This is a genomic window from Paraglaciecola sp. (assembly GCF_039943935.1).
Taxonomy (GTDB): Bacteria; Pseudomonadota; Gammaproteobacteria; order Enterobacterales; family Alteromonadaceae; genus Paraglaciecola.
The window spans coordinates 1-16,977 of sequence record NZ_JBDUZQ010000002.1; the positions used below are offsets into that span (position 1 = coordinate 1).

The 16,977-nt window shown below is 40.2% G+C and carries 16 protein-coding genes; 10 read left to right on the forward strand and 6 right to left on the reverse strand.

The annotated features are described in order from the left end of the window. Positions 1-470: 470 nt before the first annotated feature. From ABJD71_RS01620 to ABJD71_RS01635, 4 genes are all read left to right on the forward strand, one after another. Complete coding sequence (locus tag ABJD71_RS01620) at positions 471-2,069, forward strand: methyl-accepting chemotaxis protein (RefSeq protein WP_348163525.1); 1,599 nt, start codon at positions 471-473, stop codon at positions 2,067-2,069. 717 nt (positions 2,070-2,786) lie between these two features. After that, positions 2,787-3,041, forward strand: coding sequence for a DUF4212 domain-containing protein (locus tag ABJD71_RS01625; RefSeq protein WP_348163528.1), 255 nt, complete (start codon positions 2,787-2,789; stop codon positions 3,039-3,041). Continuing rightward, entirely contained in the window at positions 3,041-4,777 is a 1,737-nt protein-coding gene (locus ABJD71_RS01630) for a sodium:solute symporter family protein (RefSeq protein WP_348163531.1), read from the forward strand. The genes ABJD71_RS01625 and ABJD71_RS01630 overlap by 1 nt, the downstream gene beginning before the upstream one ends. 192 nt (positions 4,778-4,969) lie before the next feature. Further along, entirely contained in the window at positions 4,970-5,407 is a 438-nt protein-coding gene (locus ABJD71_RS01635) for a hypothetical protein (RefSeq protein WP_348163534.1), read from the forward strand. Between the two features lie 116 nt (positions 5,408-5,523). Here the strand turns inward: ABJD71_RS01635 and ABJD71_RS01640 are convergent, their stop codons facing one another. From ABJD71_RS01640 to xseB, 4 genes are all read right to left on the reverse strand, one after another. Next, the gene (locus tag ABJD71_RS01640) at positions 5,524-5,802 is read right to left on the reverse strand and encodes a peptidylprolyl isomerase (RefSeq protein WP_348163537.1); all 279 of its coding nucleotides are present in this window, start codon (positions 5,800-5,802) and stop codon (positions 5,524-5,526) included. A gap of 577 nt (positions 5,803-6,379) precedes the next feature. Further along, positions 6,380-8,242 carry a 1-deoxy-D-xylulose-5-phosphate synthase gene (dxs, locus tag ABJD71_RS01645; RefSeq protein WP_348163540.1) on the reverse strand — a complete coding sequence of 621 codons (1,863 nt, stop codon included), beginning with the start codon at positions 8,240-8,242 and terminating at the stop codon, positions 6,380-6,382. A gap of 18 nt (positions 8,243-8,260) precedes the next feature. Next, on the reverse strand, positions 8,261-9,151 hold the full coding sequence (gene ispA / locus ABJD71_RS01650) for a (2E,6E)-farnesyl diphosphate synthase (protein WP_348163543.1): 891 nt from the start codon (positions 9,149-9,151) through the stop codon (positions 8,261-8,263). Positions 9,152-9,160: 9 nt separating this feature from the next. Then, complete coding sequence (gene xseB, locus ABJD71_RS01655; protein WP_348163546.1) at positions 9,161-9,403, reverse strand: exodeoxyribonuclease VII small subunit; 243 nt, start codon at positions 9,401-9,403, stop codon at positions 9,161-9,163. Between the two features lie 290 nt (positions 9,404-9,693). On the opposite strand from xseB, the gene pomA reads away from it, so the two are divergent. The 4 genes from pomA (at position 9,694) to dusC (ending at position 12,734) form a co-directional block, all read left to right on the forward strand. Then, positions 9,694-10,458 carry a flagellar motor protein PomA gene (gene pomA, locus ABJD71_RS01660; protein WP_348163549.1) on the forward strand — a complete coding sequence of 255 codons (765 nt, stop codon included), beginning with the start codon at positions 9,694-9,696 and terminating at the stop codon, positions 10,456-10,458. Between the two features lie 3 nt (positions 10,459-10,461). Beyond that, positions 10,462-11,379 carry a flagellar motor protein MotB gene (locus ABJD71_RS01665; RefSeq protein WP_348163552.1) on the forward strand — a complete coding sequence of 306 codons (918 nt, stop codon included), beginning with the start codon at positions 10,462-10,464 and terminating at the stop codon, positions 11,377-11,379. A 134-nt stretch (positions 11,380-11,513) separates the two neighbouring features. After that, on the forward strand, positions 11,514-11,699 hold the full coding sequence (locus ABJD71_RS01670; protein WP_348163555.1) for a DUF1289 domain-containing protein: 186 nt from the start codon (positions 11,514-11,516) through the stop codon (positions 11,697-11,699). Positions 11,700-11,807: 108 nt separating this feature from the next. Next, on the forward strand, positions 11,808-12,734 hold the full coding sequence (gene dusC / locus ABJD71_RS01675) for a tRNA dihydrouridine(16) synthase DusC (protein ID WP_348163558.1): 927 nt from the start codon (positions 11,808-11,810) through the stop codon (positions 12,732-12,734). A gap of 82 nt (positions 12,735-12,816) precedes the next feature. On the opposite strand, the gene ABJD71_RS01680 is transcribed toward dusC, so the two are convergent. Further along, on the reverse strand, positions 12,817-13,002 hold the full coding sequence (locus tag ABJD71_RS01680; RefSeq protein WP_348163561.1) for a hypothetical protein: 186 nt from the start codon (positions 13,000-13,002) through the stop codon (positions 12,817-12,819). Between the two features lie 66 nt (positions 13,003-13,068). After that, positions 13,069-13,710 carry an arylesterase gene (locus ABJD71_RS01685; protein ID WP_348163564.1) on the reverse strand — a complete coding sequence of 214 codons (642 nt, stop codon included), beginning with the start codon at positions 13,708-13,710 and terminating at the stop codon, positions 13,069-13,071. 16 nt (positions 13,711-13,726) lie between these two features. Here ABJD71_RS01685 and ABJD71_RS01690 point away from each other — a divergent pair, with 16 nt between their 5' ends. Together ABJD71_RS01690 and ABJD71_RS01695 are read left to right on the forward strand one after the other, a co-directional pair. Then, a complete protein-coding gene (locus ABJD71_RS01690) occupies positions 13,727-14,419 on the forward strand; it encodes an ATP-binding cassette domain-containing protein (RefSeq protein ID WP_348163687.1) in 693 nt (230 codons plus the stop codon). Further along, positions 14,419-16,950, forward strand: a complete 2,532-nt coding sequence (locus tag ABJD71_RS01695; RefSeq protein WP_348163567.1) for an FtsX-like permease family protein — start codon at positions 14,419-14,421, stop codon at positions 16,948-16,950. The genes ABJD71_RS01690 and ABJD71_RS01695 overlap by 1 nt, the downstream gene beginning before the upstream one ends. The last annotated feature ends 27 nt before the right edge of the window (positions 16,951-16,977 follow it).

Sequence of the window (16,977 nt, forward strand, 5' to 3'; positions counted from 1 at the left end):
AAGGCTAAAACCTTACTCAAACGAGCCTAGCTTCAATACTTAAACAAACACTCTGCTAGCACAGTCACCATCAAGCCTTCGCTCGGCTGCAATTCAGGTAAATAGCCTAATTTTATAAACTGAAAATAGGCGTTTGTAATAATCAACCAAAGTCTCAATCCAGAGCCAAAAAATCACTCATATATTGGTAATTAAATGGACGAACTTATATAAGTATTCTACCTTGGGTGTCTTATTAACTTTAACCTTGGGTGTCTTATTAACTTTATTAACTAATGAATATAGTGAAGTCTTCGCAGATAAAAAGTTGTGCAATTAGATTTATTTGGTCTTTACTATGAGTGCCTACCTCCCCTTTAGCTATCATTTGGGTGTTCGCAAAGGTTTTATATACGCAGTAAGTAAACTTACTGTATTAGTAACCGATAACATAAATAGATTTAACATTAAATTATGAATTAAGGATCTGAATGAGCACTTGGTCTATCAAAAAGAAGTTTATGATACTTTTGGCGTCTCTAGGGGCACTATGCCTAACTAATGTTATTAGTATGATAGAAATTTCAAAAACAGGGTATTTTACATACCTTGAACGGCAACACCTAGTTGGCGTAGAAACAATACGTTTAAGCTTAGAGCGCATAAAAGCAAGTAATCCAGATAATAATGAGTTCATATCGTTTCTAGATATTAATAACCCAGATTCTAGGCAGCAAGGCGTGAAGCAAGGCATTCGCTTTGCGGAGTTACAAGCTAACCTATGTCTTGATGCAGTCAACCCTGTTGAGGTGTTGCTGTTTAATATCCTTGGGTTTGGCAAAGCAATTGAAATTTGTAAGTTAGATATACTTGCCGCCCAGTCAGCCCTTGAGGTAGTTGATAGAGCACAAAATGAAGGGGTAAGTGCATTGCAGTTTTTGGATGACATATCCCCATTTATAAAAAAAATAGAAACTAATACTACTGAGTTTGCCATTCTTATTCCTGAAATTCGAAGCTTTATGGTGTCGTTGATCCTCTCAATTACAGTGATTGCGTCAATCATACTGCTTGTTTGCTTTGCCGTTGTATTACGGAGTGTGCGCGTAGAGTTAACTGAGTTGAAAGATGATATTAAGAAAGTAGAACTGCACAATGATTTAATACATGAGAGCGCAATTATAAGGCCAAATGAAATAGGTGAGGTATCTGCTTCATTTAATCAGTTAATTGAAAAGTTTGCGTCAATTATTCGTGAAATTAAATTAGGAAATTTAGATTTAAATGCAGAAAGTGATCACTTACAAAGTATGGTTTCTCAATTATTTCAAAGTACAGAATCACAGTTTTGTTTGACTGAAGAAGTGACAAGAATTGTTGCCGAATTTGTACAGTCTATTGATAGTATTTCCGATAATGTTGAAAAAGTAGTTAGTGAATCAGGTCAAATTGATTTAAAAGCGCATGAGGGACGAAATACAATAGAAACATCTTTACAAGATTTAGGTGTTTTAGAGAGCAGAATTTCAGAGGCTGCAACACATGTTAATGAACTTGCAAACAGTAGTGGTCAAGTTGGTAATGCACTTAACGTAATTAGTCAAATTGCTGAACAAACTAACTTGTTGGCGTTAAATGCTGCAATAGAGGCCGCAAGGGCTGGAGAGCATGGACGAGGGTTTGCTGTAGTTGCTGACGAAGTTAGAACACTTGCCACACGTACTCAAGCTTCAACTCAAGAAATAACCACCATTATAGACAACTTTAAGGCAGGCTCAGACGCGGCTGTATCTTCAATGCAAAAAAGCCAAGAGCAAACTGTCAAAACGGCTAATACTGCAAAGCTTGCTGAACAGTCTTTAAGTGACATTGTTGACTTGTCAGTAAATATAAAAGGTTACGCAGACCAAGTTTCTAAGTCAGTCCAAGAACAGTTCAGTTCTGTTAACAAAATCAACGAAAGTTTTGAGACGTTAATTACCACCTCTGAACAAGTTAAGAGTATTGCTAATGAAACAAATTCTAGTACTGAAGTGCTTAACCTCAATGTATCTAAAATGAAGGTTCTTGTTAGTGAGTTTAAAGTGTAATCGCCCGTATTATTAGATCTCATTGGTTGTTTGATACATCAACATGTGCCCCAGTGTCGGTGTGTTTTTTAACAATGCTACAACCTCGAATGAGCCTAGTAGCGTGGTTTTAACAAGAGCATGTTCTAGGCTTAAATTAAGCGCATTGTGATGAGCAATGCGTTATATCTTTACTTAAATTTTGATGTTTTTGACAAAACACTTCACAAGTATCCCCTTCGGCATATTTTTCCATGAGTTTATTATTACCCCTTCATATCACAACGCTCTTATATGTAACCTATACAATTGAAGGGAGAATATCACGTTGTATTACGCGCTCATTGTCGCGCAAATAACTGATACTTATTTCTTTTACCAGCTTACCAAGAAGGTTTCAGCCAACACATAAAAAGGAGGAGTACTCACAACAAAAGCGCTGATTTTCACCCTTTCATTATTTACATTAATGAGGGGGATTCTACTAATTTTTCCGACCTTAACCATTAGGTCAACGGCTAAATAGGGATATAAGACCAAGGTGGTATATCTGATAAAAACAAAGCTTGCTAGTGTTGCTTATAGTTGAAGTTGTATATGAATTGTTATTGTTTTAACAATTAGGTTACTTGATGCCTAGGTGACATTTCTATACTTAAACTTTTTCTCAAAACACACCGTTATTACAAAAAACTGCAAGGGTAATAAATAAAATGGCATCAGTGCTAGGAGAATAATGTGGAAAAGAAGACAACATATTGGCAGGAAAACCTGCGCTTGATAACAATATGTCTAGTCATTTGGTTTATCGTATCATTTGGCTTTGGCTTGTTATTAGTAGAACCTCTCAACGAGTTTCGTCTTGGGGGGTATAAGCTCGGATTCTGGTTTGCACAACAGGGGGCTATTTACGTTTTTGTGGGTTTGATTTTTTGGTATGGCTATAAAATGAACAAGCTCGACAAAAAGTATCAAGCTGAGGATGAATCATAATGGATGAATTAAAACTATATACCTACATTGCAGTATTTGGGTCTTTTAGTATTTATTTTGCTATTGCTTGGTGGGCTCGTGCTGCTTCTACAAGTGACTTTTATGTCGCAGGTGGTGGAGTAACGCCTATGCAAAATGGTATGGCAATTGGCGCAGACTGGATGAGTGCTGCTTCCTTTATTTCTATGGCGGGCTTAATTGCCTTTCTGGGATACGGTGGTTCGGTCTTCTTAATGGGATGGACTGGGGGTTATGTACTACTCGCCATGCTGCTAGCACCCTATATGCGTAAACATGGTAAATTTACTGTTCCTGAGTTTATATCAGATCGCTATTACTCAAAAACAGCCCGTATTGTTGCTGTTGTGTGTTTAATTTTAGCGTCATTAACCTATATTATTGGTCAAATGAAAGGGGTAGGCGTGGCCTTTTCTCGCTTCTTGGAAGTTGATTATGGCTTAGGTTTGGGAATAGGTATGGCTGTGGTTTGGTTTTACGCTGTACTAGGTGGCATGAAAGGGATTACCTACACTCAAATTGCTCAATACTGCGTGCTTATATTTGCATATACTATTCCTGCTATTTTCATTTCGTTCCAATTAACGGGTAACCCTATTCCACAATTGGGGTTAGGCTCTACGCTTGCGGATGGCAGCGGTGTTTATTTGTTAGATAAGCTCGATTTGGTCGTGACCGAATTAGGTTTTAAAGAATACACCACTAGCAATATGAACGGCTCATTAGATATGTTTGCTTACACTATGTCGTTAATGATTGGGACAGCTGGTTTACCCCATGTCATTATGCGTTTCTTTACGGTTCCTACTGCGCAGGCTGCGCGTTCTTCTGCGGGCTACGCCTTAGTATTTATTGCATTGTTGTACACCGTTGCTCCAGCTGTGGGGGCTATGGCACGCCTTAATCTGATGAATACTATTGAGCCAACTGCTGGCCAACATTTAGAGTATGAAAAACGTCCTCAGTGGTTCAAAGACTGGGAACAGACCGGCTTATTAGAATTTGAAGATAAAAACGGTGACGGCAAAATTCAATATTCTGCAGATGCTACAACCAATGAAATGGTTAAAGTGGATAACGACATTATGGTACTTGCTAATCCAGCGATAGCTAACTTACCAAACTGGGTGATTGCTCTAGTGGCTGCAGGTGGCTTAGCGGCAGCACTATCAACGGCAGCTGGCTTACTCTTGGCTATTTCGTCCTCTATATCCCATGACTTAATGAAGGGGGTTCTGACACCAGAATTGTCAGAGAAAAACGAGTTGTTGGCAGGACGTGTAGTGATGACACTAGCCATTTTAGTCTCTGGGTATTTAGGGCTGAATCCGCCTGGTTTTGCGGCTGGAACGGTGGCTCTTGCCTTTGGTTTGGCTGCCTCATCAATTTTCCCTGCGTTGATGATGGGTATCTTCTCTAAAAAAATGAGTGGTACTGCTGCAGTAGCGGGGATGTGTGCGGGTATCGGTATCACCATGCTGTATGTATTCCAACATAAAGGCATAATGTTTATCCTTGGCACCTCATTCTTAGGTGATATGGCACCAAATTGGTTCTTTGGTATTTCACCTAACGCATTTGGTGTTGTAGGGGCCATAGTTAACTTTGGTGTTGCCTTTATAATATTGCAGTTTACCGGCCCTGCCCCTGAAGAAATTCAAGACTTGGTAGAAAACATGCGAAGTCCGGGAGGTGAGGGGGCAATTAGCGATCATTAGTGGCAACCTGCCGATGGGCAGTTTGCTAACCTAATGTGATTAACATTAAGGGGTAAAGAGCTTTTCTTTAGCCCTTATTTTTCTAAAATGTCTTATAAAAAACGGTAGCATAGAACCATGTTATAGATACATTACGCTTTAACATGGCAATTGATCTTAGTGAATAACGTGGGCTTTTAAAAAGAATTAAAAATGAATAAACATACAAAAATCGCGTTTATGGTAGCTCCTATTTTAGCTGTGATTGGATATATAGCAGCTGATTATTATGTTGAAAATCAAGCTGAAAATGAAAAGGTAGTGCAGTTAATCCCTACAGATAATTGTGATGTTATTAGTCAAACATGTATTTTGAAGTCAGGCGATTTTGAAGTAAATGTGTTTGATAAAGATAACCTAACTAGTATTAATTCAACTTTTCCACTGGATAGCGCAACGTTATTTTTAGTGGATAGTAACAACGAACCAACTGCTTATCCATTAGGTATGATCCAAAGCCCGTATTACTGGCATACAGAAACAGACCTAAGAGAGCTTGTTGGCAATTCTGGACAAAGCTATAAACTGAGGTTGGTACTAAATATAAAAGGTGGCAGTTATATTGCTGAGTTTTACACCACTACCCAATAGTGGGTTATCGCATTAACAGGGCTGTGATCTTTGTTGTTGTAAGAATATAAATAGCTGAATATAAAAAATCAGAGTTAAGGTTAACTCTGATTTTAAAGGTGTGATACATTTAGATATTAAGCAGAGCGCTCTGTTATCTCTAAGAGGTGGTAACCAAATTGGGTTTTAATTGGGCCATGAACCACATTTAATTCGTCGTTAAATACAACTTTATCAAACTCAGGAACCATTTGGCCTTGGCTGAAGCTACCTAACGCTCCACCTTGCGCACCTGAAGGGCATGAAGACTGGCTAGCAAGCTCTTCAAATTTCGCACCATTTGCAATTTCTTGTTTCAACGCTAAACATTTTTCTTCTGTATCAACCAAAATATGGCGGGCGCTAGCTGTAGGCATAGGAGTTTTCCTCTCGTTAGATTAAAAATTTAAGTGGGTATGTGTTCCCCATTACGGTGGGCATTCTAGGTTAAATGAGAGGTGGTCTCAATAGCTAGAGTAATGTACTGAGTAGATTGTCTATCGCTACAGAGAAGAGAGGTGATTCTGTTCTATTAACACAGCTTTAGCGATTTATCTTCCTCTCTGGAGGATAGCAAACGGGAGAAACAGGTATTTGGGGTTTGGCATAGTGAGGAAGAGTTGCTTCATAAGGATTATTTAAATGAGATTAAAACGGCTAGTGGCGAGGATGTTTATTACAGTAATGGGGCTGTTGAAGGTTACATTATGTATGAATACCCTAATAAAACTCAAGTTTGGTCATACCGTGCAAAGTGGTTGATTGAAAATGGGTATTTATACATGTAACTAATTTGGGTTCGTAATGATAGCCTTGGTAAGGGACGTCAGTCAAAAGACACAAATTGTATCTATACCGGATAAAGAACTTATTCTGCTAGCTGAGTAGGGGGCTCGTTTGGTTCGATATAGAAAATAGATTTTTTAAACGTAGGTAAGACTCTTATCTCTTTTACTATTTCAAGAAGTTTCCCACTCTAGATAATATACCTGCACTATTTAATTGCAGTTCTGCATACATTTCCTGTTGCGTACCTTGCATAATAAACTCATCGGGTAGGCCTAGCTGTAATAGTTTGCAACTATGCTGACTTGCCATTAAGTGTTCACCAACAGCACTACCAGCTCCGCCTATTATGGCGCCATCTTCTAGGGTAACCAACAGCGCGTGGTTGGCTGCCAACTCATCAATTATTTGTGTATCTAGAGGCTTAACAAAGCGCATATCGATAACAGTGGCATTTAGTTCTTCAGCAGCGTGTATAGCCTGCTCTAGCAACACTCCAAAGTTAAGAATAGCTACTTTTTGACCTTGTCTAATCGTACGACTTTTACCTAATGCTAGTTCGCTCATGCTTTTTTCAGGTTTTACCCCTGTAGCTGAGCCTCTAGGGTATCGAACTGAAGCGGGCTTTTGTAGTTTATGCCCTGTGTACAGCATTTGCCTGCATTCATTTTCATCAGCTGGTGTCATGATGACCATATTTGGAATGCAGCGTAAAAATGGAATGTCGAAAGCACCTTGGTGGGTTGGGCCATCTGCGCCTACTATGCCTGCTCTGTCTATGGCAAATAGAACGGGTAAATTCTGTAAAGCAACATCATGAATAAGTTGGTCGTAGGCACGTTGTAAAAAGGTTGAGTAAATGGCTACTACGGCATTTAAGCCTTCTTTGGCAAGCCCTGCTGCAAACGTAACTGAGTGTTGTTCTGCTATTGCGACATCAAAATATTGCTCAGGAAATTTTTGTGAAAATGTCACCATGCCCGAACCTTCTCTCATGGCAGGTGTTACTGCCATCAATTTAGGATCTTGGGTTGCCATGTCGCAAAGCCAATCACCAAATACTGCTGAAAATGTCGGATCACCAGGAGGGGCTTTAGGCAGGCCGTGTGCATCTGGATTAAACTTAGGAACGGCATGAAATTTAATGGGATCTTGTTCAGCAAGTCCGTATCCTTTTCCTTTTTTGGTCACCACATGCAAGATTTGTGGACCTTTTATGCCACGCATATTTTTAAGGGTGTCTACTACGCCATTTACATCGTGGCCATCTATGGGGCCTATATATTTAAAGCCAAGCTCTTCAAAAATGGTGCCGGGTACTACCATACCCTTAATGTGCTCTTCTGCGCGGCTAGCAAATTCTTTGATTGGAGGAACGTTACTAAGTAGCTTTTTACTGCCATCGCGAATTGAGTTGAATACGTTTCCTGTTAAAAGTCTGGCAAGATGACTATTCAACGCTCCTACGTTTTCTGAAATTGACATTTCGTTGTCATTTAAAATCACAACTAGATCTTTGTTTATATCGCCGCCATGATTTAAGGCTTCAAATGCCATGCCTGCTGTCATCGCTCCATCGCCAATAACCGCCACTACTTTACGACCAAGTGCTTCTTTCTCTGCAGCGACTGCCATGCCTAATGCGGCGCTAATAGAAGTTGATGAATGTCCAACAGCAAATGTATCGTATTCACTTTCTGGGGGCCATGGGAAAGGGTGCAAACCGTCTTTTTTACGAATAGTTTGCATGCGCTCGCGACGGCCAGTAAGAATTTTATGAGGATAAGCTTGGTGGCCTACATCCCATAATAAGCGATCAAAAGGTGTATTGTAGACATAATGTAAAGCCACAGTTAATTCAACGGTGCCTAATCCAGAGGCAAAATGCCCGCTACTTTTACTTACACTCGAAAGCAAATATTCTCGCAACTCTTTAGAAAGTTGTTTTAGTTTTTCTTTGGGTAAGTCTCTCAATTGCTCTGGAGTGTTAGCTTCGGCAAGAGTAGGGTAGTGGGCAATATCTAGTGTCATTAAGTGTGTATCAACTCATTAATAGGCGCGATGAATAACAAAATTGGTAAATTCGGCCAGTATTTGCGTATTGTAAGGCAAAGTGTGCAAAGCTTGAAGTGCTTGTTTATGTAGATTGGCCAGATAAGTTTGAGCTTGCTCTAAACCCAGCATTGCAGGGTAGGTACTTTTATTTTGCTCTTGGTCTGAGCCTTGTGGTTTCCCAAGGACTTCTGAATCTCCAATGACATCTAAAATATCATCTTGAACCTGAAAAGCTAACCCAATAATTTGAGCGTACTTTTGAAGATTTTTACGACTCTCTTCGCTTACATTTTCGGATAAGACTATGGCCATTTCAACACATGCTGACAGTAATGCCCCAGTTTTTTTGTTGTGCAGTGCTTCTAACTGACTTTGGCTAATCAATTTATCAGTCGCTGCTAAATCCATTGCTTGTCCGCCACACATCCCTTTATAACCAGAAGCTTGACTTAATATGCTTACTAACTGAATACGTTTACTGTCGTTAGCCGAACTTAACGGGTGCTGACATAATATTTCGAATGCGAGGGTCTGTAATGCGTCGCCGGCAAGAATGGCAGTGGCTTCATCAAATTTTTTATGACACGTTGCATGGCCACGGCGCAGATCGTCGTCGTCCATAGGGGGTAAATCATCGTGTATTAATGAATAGGCATGAATTGCTTCTATGGCCGTGGCTGGACAATCTAAGTCTTCTTTAGTTACACCTAACATCTCGCCAGTGGCATGCAGTAAAAAAGGGCGCATCTTTTTGCCACCAATAAGTAGCGAATATGCCATTGCCTGTTTGAGCTTCTCAGCATGATTGGGTAGGGCTTGTATAGTTTGACTTAAGGCTTTGTTGGTTCTGTCACAAACCGCTGTTCTGTATGTATCTAAACTCATTTGATGAACTTAATTGTTTGCGTCAAATACATCAAGGTTTTGTTGACCATTTTTAGTCGTCAGTATTTGCACCTTTTGTTCTGCGTCTTTCAATTTTTGTTGACTGAACCTGGCTAATTCAATGCCACGTTCGAAGTTTTTTAACGCGTCTTCTAGTGGTAAATCCCCTTGTTCCATTTGGCTAACAAGGTCTTCTAATTCCTTCATTGACTGCTCAAAGGTAAGAGAGTCTGCTTTTTTACGAGTGGTCATAATATTCTTTATATCAATGATGGCGAATGCTGAGAGCCACGCACCATACCTGAGCTCAAAAATGGGGTCAATTACTTTTAGAAATACACATTACAAGAGACTTATATAAGATAATGGTTTTAATCCATCATTTATACTTGATGCCAGCTACAGAAAAAAAGAAGATAGTCGATATTAAAGATTAACAACTGATTCAACTGGTTAATTTTTAAAGTTGTATGTCGGGATAATCGGCATTAATCTTAACTAAATATTCAGACACGTTTTTACCACTGTTTTTGGAGCATAATGTGGATTTAGCAACCATAATCGGGATTCTTGGCGCTATAGGTTTCGTTGTAATGGCAATGATTCAAGGTGGCGATATTGCCATGTTTATCAATGTACCTTCTATCTTGATTGTATTTTGCGGTAGTTTATTTGTCGTTTTATCTCAATATACCCTTGGGCAGTTTTTTGGTGCAGGCAAAGTTGCCGGAAAAGCCTTTATGTTTAAAATTGATTCCCCAGAATCACAAATCGAAAAGATTGTAGAAATGGCTGATGCGGCCCGTAAAGGCGGTTTTTTGGCCCTAGAAGAAGCGGAGATTGATAACCCATTTATGCAAAAGGGGGTTGATATGTTGGTAGATGGGCACGATGTTGATGTGGTTAGAGCTACCTTGGGTAAAGATATTGCCATGAGTGCTGAACGGCATGAGTTTGGAGCCACCATGTTTAAAGGCTTAGGTGATGTTGCTCCAGCTATGGGCATGATTGGTACCTTAGTTGGTTTGGTGGCTATGTTGTCTAACATGGATGACCCAAAATCAATTGGTCCAGCAATGGCTGTAGCGTTATTGACAACCTTATATGGTGCAATGCTAGCGAATCTATTATGTTTACCAATATCCGTGAAATTAGGTAACCGCTCTGAAGAAGAAAAGTTAAATCAAAGTTTAGTACTTGATGGCATTATTGGTATAGCCGATGGTCAAAACCCCAGAGTAATTGAAGGCATTTTGAAAAACTATCTAGCAGCCAGCAAACGTGGCACATCAGAAGACGCTGAGTAAATAATGGAAAATGAATGCCCTAAATGTCCCCCTGAAGGGCTACCTGCTTGGATGGGAACCTTTGCTGACCTAATGTCACTATTGATGTGTTTCTTTGTTTTACTTTTATCTTTTTCGGAGATGGACGTACTAAAATTTAAACAGATTGCAGGGTCAATGAAGTTTGCATTTGGGGTGCAGAACAAAATTGAAGTAAAAGATATCCCTAAAGGTACCAGTGTGATTGCCATGGAGTTCCGTCCAGGTAGACCGGAGCCGACTCCTATTGACACCATTCAGCAACAGACTACTGATATGACTCAAGAAATGTTGGAATTTCAAGATGGTAATGAAGATTCTGCTGGCGGGCGTCAAAAACAAAGGGGTGAGCAAAAAGGTGGAGCAGCGCAACAAACTGCTTCAGAGCAAAGCACATCTAGTCAAGCTGCCAGTGATCAAGCAGTGGCAGAACGTATGCGTAAAGTGGCTCAAAAACTTGAAAAAGAAATCGTTGACGGAGCTATTGAAGTAGAATCTTTGGGACAACAAATTACGATTAGAATCAGAGAGAATGGCTCTTTCTCAGCAGGTTCGGCTTTTTTACAACCTCAATTTGTACCTATTTTACGTAAAATAGGCGTATTGTTAGCAGATATGCCTGGAGATATTGAAGTGTCGGGCCATAGTGACAGTCAACAAATTTCTAATGAGCTATATCGTTCAAATTGGGATCTTTCTTCACAACGAGCCGTCGTCGTAGCAGAAGAGTTAAGACGTGCTCAAGGATTCGATGAAAGTCGAATGTCTGTGGTCGGTAAAGCCGACACGGATCCTTTACTTGAAACCGATGATGCAACTAGCCGCAGTAGTAATCGCCGTGTTGAAATTGCAATCAATCAAGGCAAGCCTAAAATTTCAGATCCAATCTCTGTTTTAGAGTAATTCTTAACACTATTCCAATAGCATCCATGGGAGTATTTAAGGCAAGTCGCTTTGAATCATGCTTAGAAACTTTCTGACGTTTTGATGGTGATGATTTTCCGTTTTAATTTTTGATAAAGAGTGCATAAAGATTAATGAAAAATAAAACAGAACTGAGTATCGCTTCTCCCTGTATTGGAAATTGCTGCCTAGATGAGCAAGATATGTGTGTAGGGTGTTTTAGGTTAATAGATGAAATTTTGATTTGGGGCCAAGCTGATGACCATCGAAAAAAGCAAATTTTGCTGCTGTGTGATCAACGAAAAAAGCTAAAATTCTAATTTAAAATCAGCTCTTTTAGTTTGGTCAGTTGTTGGTCCTAGTGCTTATAAGCAATTGATATTACAATGCGCCGCTTTCTTGACCTATAACTTACAGTATAATATTTAATGCAAATTACTTTAGCCCCTATGGAAGGGGTCGTTGACCACCTTATGCGTGACATGCTAACCCAAGTGGGAGGCTTTGATTTATGTGTTACAGAGTTTGTAAGAGTGGTGGAGCTACTTTTACCTAAAAAGGTGTTCTATCGACTATGCCCTGAATTAAGAAATGGTGGTCTCACTCCAAGTGGTGTGCCTGTTAAAGTGCAATTGTTGGGACAGCACTCTAACTGGTTAGCAGAAAATGCAGTGCGGGCAATTGAGCTAGGCTCTCATGGCGTTGATCTTAATTTTGGTTGCCCTGCCAAAACTGTTAATAAAAGTAAAGGTGGGGCTGTGCTTTTAAAAGAGCCTGAAACCCTTTATCAAATCGTTGCTGCAGTGCGCAAAGCTGTCCCTTCTGACCAGTTGGTTACCGCTAAAATGCGCTTAGGTTTTGAAGATAGCTCATTAGCCATTGAAAATGCTCAAGCTATTGCCAGTGCTGGGGCCGACTCTTTAGTTGTTCATGCTCGTACTAAAGTGGATGGATATAAACCACCTGCATATTGGGATTGGATTGCAAAGATAAAACAACAGGTAGATATCCCACTTGTCGCCAATGGCGAAATATGGAATGGTCAAGATGCTATCGCTTGCCAACAACAGTCTGACTGCGAAAATATAATGTTGGGCCGTGGAGCTTTGGCTATGCCAAATTTGGCGCAGTCGATTAAACACAAGCAAGCGCCTATGCCTTGGGAGGAGGTGCGTGAGTTGTTGATTCACTATTCAGGTTATGAAATTTATGGTGATAAAGGCAGATACTACCCTAATCGTGTAAAACAATGGCTTGGATATTTAAGGCGTCAATATTTCCAAGCAGATGCCTTGTTTATGGATATTCGTGCTTTGCAGCATTCTGGAGATATTTTGAAATACATAAAAAGGTGATTAATTGAGCTTACTTATCATTAGTTTAATTTAAGAAATAAAAAACGAGTCAGTTGACTCGTTTTTTAGTGTAAGTTTTATATTAAACCGTGGTATTTATAATGCTACCAACTCGTTCGTTACCCTGAGGTTGGGTGCTCTCAATGGCTTGGTTAGCACCTGAGTCGGCACTTTCCTGTTGTTCAGCTCTTACAACTTGTTGTTGAGACCCTGTTTGTGTGGGAATGTTTTGTGAAACTGATCCAGCCCCTGCTGATCCTACGTCCATTATTAACTCCTCTAATTACATATCAATGTTGTTTAAAACTAGTGTAGTGGTTTGAATGCTATTCTGCTAGGGGAAGATTAATACTTCTAAGGTTTGTTGCATACCTTTTGCAATGATTACTTGAGCTTCTGCTGTAGGGTGAATACCGTCTCTTTGCATTAAACCTTCGTTTAACGCTATGTCTTCTAAGAAAAAAGGCAATAATGGGATGTGGTTGTCACTGGCCAATTGAGTGTAACTGGTTGTAAACGATTCGGTATAACGGCGGCCGTAATTAGTTGGAATTTGCATCTGTTGTAAAAAAACTTTACTGCCATTCTTCAGACTTAAATCAATGATGCTTTGTAAGTTATCACGCATCTTAGTGATAGGGTGTCCTTGTAATCCATCATTTCCGCCCAATTCAACAAACACATGGGTAGGTTGATGTGTCTCTAGCAATCGCGGCAGTCTTGCTAAGGCTCCGTCTGTGGTTTCTCCACTAATAGCGGCATTTATCACGGTTATAGGTTTGTTTTGCCACGCATCTTGTAACAAACTAACCCAACCTTGTTCTTGCTTTAACCCATAGGCTGCGCTTAGGCTATCACCAAGAATAAGTAATTTAGATTCTTTCGCCATTAACTGATCCGAAATCAGTATCAATGGTATAAGGATCAGTACTGTATAGAATTTATTAAGCAACGAATTGGTATTAAGAAAAACCACTATGACTCCTAAAGTAATGATAAAGACAAATAAAATTAGTAAAACAGTTCATACGTCTCAAGGTAAATTACAGATCCTCAAGCCTATTAGTTTCGATGTCAAGGCCGGTGAGTCAGTTGCCATTATCGGTGCGTCCGGTTCAGGTAAGTCTACTTTGTTAAGCTTGTTAGCAGGGCTAGATGAAGTGAGCGAAGGACAAATTGCATTGGATAGTGAAGCGATGGAAGCGATGGATGAAGAACAACGAGCGCAACTTAGAGGCGCAAAAGTTGGGTTTATCTTCCAAAGCTTTATGTTAGTGCAGAGCTTAACGGCCATTGAGAATATTATGCTCCCCGCAGAAATAGCTGGCCATTCAGATGCGAAACAAAGAGCCGAAAGAATTCTGGCATTAGTGGGGTTAGAGCACCGTGCTACCCATTATCCCAATCAATTATCTGGTGGTGAGCAGCAACGAGTTGCCATTGCTCGAGCGTTTATTAGCGAGCCCAAAATATTATTTGCAGATGAGCCTACAGGAAACTTAGATGCGGCCAATAGTGAAAAGATAGAAAAACTATTATTCGAGTTAAATCAAAACTCAAACACCACGCTTGTTTTAGTGACGCATGATCAAGGGTTAGCAGATCAATGCCAGCGCCAGTTGCATATGCAGGCGGGTGAATTAACTGAGGTATTTCCTGAGTCTGTAATTGAAAAGGTAAGTTAATGAACAACCAAGCATTTAGTTTAGCCTGGCGTTTATTTCGCCATGAAACCAAGCGCGGCGAGTTAACTATTATATTATTGGCAATTATTTTGTCTGTTGCTTCCGTTTTATCACTTTCACTTTTTAGTGAGCGTTTAGAAACAGCGCTCACAGAGAAAAGTGCTGAATTTATTGCTGCGGATAGGGTACTTGAGTCTGGTAAGCCTGTTGATTTAGCTTGGATAGAAAAAGCTAAGGAAATGGGTCTAAACACCGCTCACCAAACCTATGCTAGGTCCATGGTGTTTGCTAATGAGCAAATGGATTTAGTATCTTTACGTGCTGCTGGCCAAGGATACCCCTTAAAAGGGACGCTCAAAACTGCAGATGAACCTTTCAAAACAGGCACCGCTACCAATCGTTTACCTAATGAAGGCGAAGCTTGGATTGAATCTCAATTATTTCAAACCTTAGGGGTGGTTTTGGGGGATAGTATTGAGGTGGGCGACCAAGTTTTTTCTGTTACCAAAGTTTTGACTGAAGTACCCGACGCAGGATTTAGCGTATTTGGGGGTGATCCTAAAGTTTTGATTAGAAAAGCAGATCTAGCAGCAACAAATGTTGAAGGACCGGGTAGCAGAATTGACTATAGTTATTTTTTTACTGGTGACAGAGGGGATTTAGAGAGCTTTTATGATTGGCTAGAACCTCAATTAGATAAGGAAATTCATGATTGGGACTCTATTGAAGATGATGAGTCTGCAATTGGTCGTTCTGTTAGCAGGGCTGGGCAGTATTTTCTATTAGCCAGTTTATTAGCCATAGTTTTAGCTGCAGTGTCGATTGCTGTTGCGGCACAGCGATATAGTCAAAGGCATTATGATCCAGTGGCTATTATGAAAACCTTAGGGGCACCTAAGTCAATGGTGCAGCAAATTTACTTACTGCAAATACTGTTTATCACTACGTTAGGGATAGTGATAGGTACGATATTAGGTTACGCCATTCAGCAAGTAGTGGTGATGGCTGTCGCTGATAGAGTCGATGTGTCCATAGATGCGTGGCACTGGAAGCCATTGATCATTGCTATTTTTACAGGCTCTATTTGCGCCATTTTATTTTCTTTATATCCACTGATGAAGTTGTTTTCAGTTTCTCCTTTACGCGTATTACGTCGAGATTTAGGGGCAAATTTAAGTTCGCGCATGTTGCAATTTATAGCCTCTGGGGGCGCAATATTTTTACTTATGTGGGCATACAGTCAGAATCTGAAAATTAGTGCAATTTTGTTTGTATCTGGCATCACGTTAGTTACAGCCTTATTGTTTGTTACCTTTGGATTAATTAGAGTCGGCCGGAAATTTGCTCAAGGGAAAATGGGGCCTTGGCAATTAGCATGGGCTAGGATTAGTCGCCGAGCTATGGACAACAGCGTGCAACTGATTAGTTTTGCAGTAACTATAATGTTGCTGCTGGTGGTACTTGTGATGCGCAATGATATGGTGCAGCAGTGGCAAAATCAGCTGCCCGAAGGGACGCCTAATTACTTCTTAGTTAACATTAGCCACAGCCAGCAGCCTAATTTACAAGCTCACTTTTTAGAGCGTGAAGTTAATGTTGAAAAGTTTTATCCAGTAGTAAGAGGCCGTTTTGTTGCCGTTAATGATGAAAAAGTACGTACTTCTGTATCCAAGGAGGATCCTGATGAAAGGAGCAATGGCCGAAATGGCTTGGGGCGAGAAGCTAACCTAACGTGGAGTACAGAGCTACAAAAAGGCTCTGAAATAGTCGCCGGTCACTGGTTTGAAGAAGGGATTACGTTAACTGAAGCGCAACGGCCTTTTGAGGTGTCTATTGAAAAAGGGATCGCTGAACGTTTAAGGCTTGAGCTAGGTGACATGTTAACCTTTAATATTGGTAGTGAAATTGTCAATTTAAAGGTGACTAGTGTAAGAGATGTAAATTGGCAATCAATGCAGCCCAACTTCTTCTTTGTCATAGAGCCCAGAGCTTTGCAGAACTATATTCCTACTTATATTTCTAGCTTTAATTTACCGGGTGATCGAAAGTCAGACATTACAGCGTTAATGAGACCCTTTGCCAATGTTACTTTAATTGATGTTGACGCTAGAATTAATCAATTACGCAATATTGTTGATCAGGTCTCTGTGGCGGTAGAGTTCATTTTGGTGTTAGTACTTGCTGCTGGAGCATTAGTGCTAATTGCACAAGTTCAAGCGAGTATGGACGAGCGCCAAGAAGAGCTAGCTATTTTAAGAACCTTAGGGGCCAAAGGTAGGTTGATTCGCTCAAGTGTGGTCTATGAATTTATAATTATAGGTGTTGTGGCTGGTGTGATGGCGGCCGCGTCTAATGAGTTTAGTTTATATTTGTTACAAACTCAGGTGTTTCAAATGCCAGCAGGAATGCATTGGGAATACTGGGGAATTGCACCGGTCGTAGGCGCTGTTGTTGTTGGCTGCTTAGGAGCAATAGGCTGTTGGCGTTTGTTATCTTTGAATACCAGTCACCTGTTACGGAAAATGGTTTAAGTCCTATTATTAAAGCAGGGCGTTGTT

Excerpts from the sequence above, each read along its gene's own strand:
- ABJD71_RS01640 (WP_348163537.1), bottom strand. The coding sequence starts at position 5,802 with ATGCCTACAGCTAGCGCCCGCCATATTTTGGTTGATACAGAAGAAAAA.
- ABJD71_RS01695 (WP_348163567.1), top strand. The coding sequence starts at position 14,419 with ATGAACAACCAAGCATTTAGTTTAGCCTGGCGTTTATTTCGCCATGAA.
- dxs (WP_348163540.1), bottom strand. The coding sequence starts at position 8,242 with ATGACACTAGATATTGCCCACTACCCTACTCTTGCCGAAGCTAACACT.
- dusC (WP_348163558.1), top strand. The coding sequence starts at position 11,808 with ATGCAAATTACTTTAGCCCCTATGGAAGGGGTCGTTGACCACCTTATG.
- xseB (WP_348163546.1), bottom strand. The coding sequence starts at position 9,403 with ATGACCACTCGTAAAAAAGCAGACTCTCTTACCTTTGAGCAGTCAATG.
- ABJD71_RS01635 (WP_348163534.1), top strand. The coding sequence starts at position 4,970 with ATGAATAAACATACAAAAATCGCGTTTATGGTAGCTCCTATTTTAGCT.
- ABJD71_RS01670 (WP_348163555.1), top strand. The coding sequence starts at position 11,514 with ATGAAAAATAAAACAGAACTGAGTATCGCTTCTCCCTGTATTGGAAAT.
- ABJD71_RS01665 (WP_348163552.1), top strand. The coding sequence starts at position 10,462 with ATGGAAAATGAATGCCCTAAATGTCCCCCTGAAGGGCTACCTGCTTGG.
- ABJD71_RS01620 (WP_348163525.1), top strand. The coding sequence starts at position 471 with ATGAGCACTTGGTCTATCAAAAAGAAGTTTATGATACTTTTGGCGTCT.
- ABJD71_RS01680 (WP_348163561.1), bottom strand. The coding sequence starts at position 13,002 with ATGGACGTAGGATCAGCAGGGGCTGGATCAGTTTCACAAAACATTCCC.
- ispA (WP_348163543.1), bottom strand. The coding sequence starts at position 9,151 with ATGAGTTTAGATACATACAGAACAGCGGTTTGTGACAGAACCAACAAA.
- ABJD71_RS01630 (WP_348163531.1), top strand. The coding sequence starts at position 3,041 with ATGGATGAATTAAAACTATATACCTACATTGCAGTATTTGGGTCTTTT.
- ABJD71_RS01690 (WP_348163687.1), top strand. The coding sequence starts at position 13,727 with ATGATAAAGACAAATAAAATTAGTAAAACAGTTCATACGTCTCAAGGT.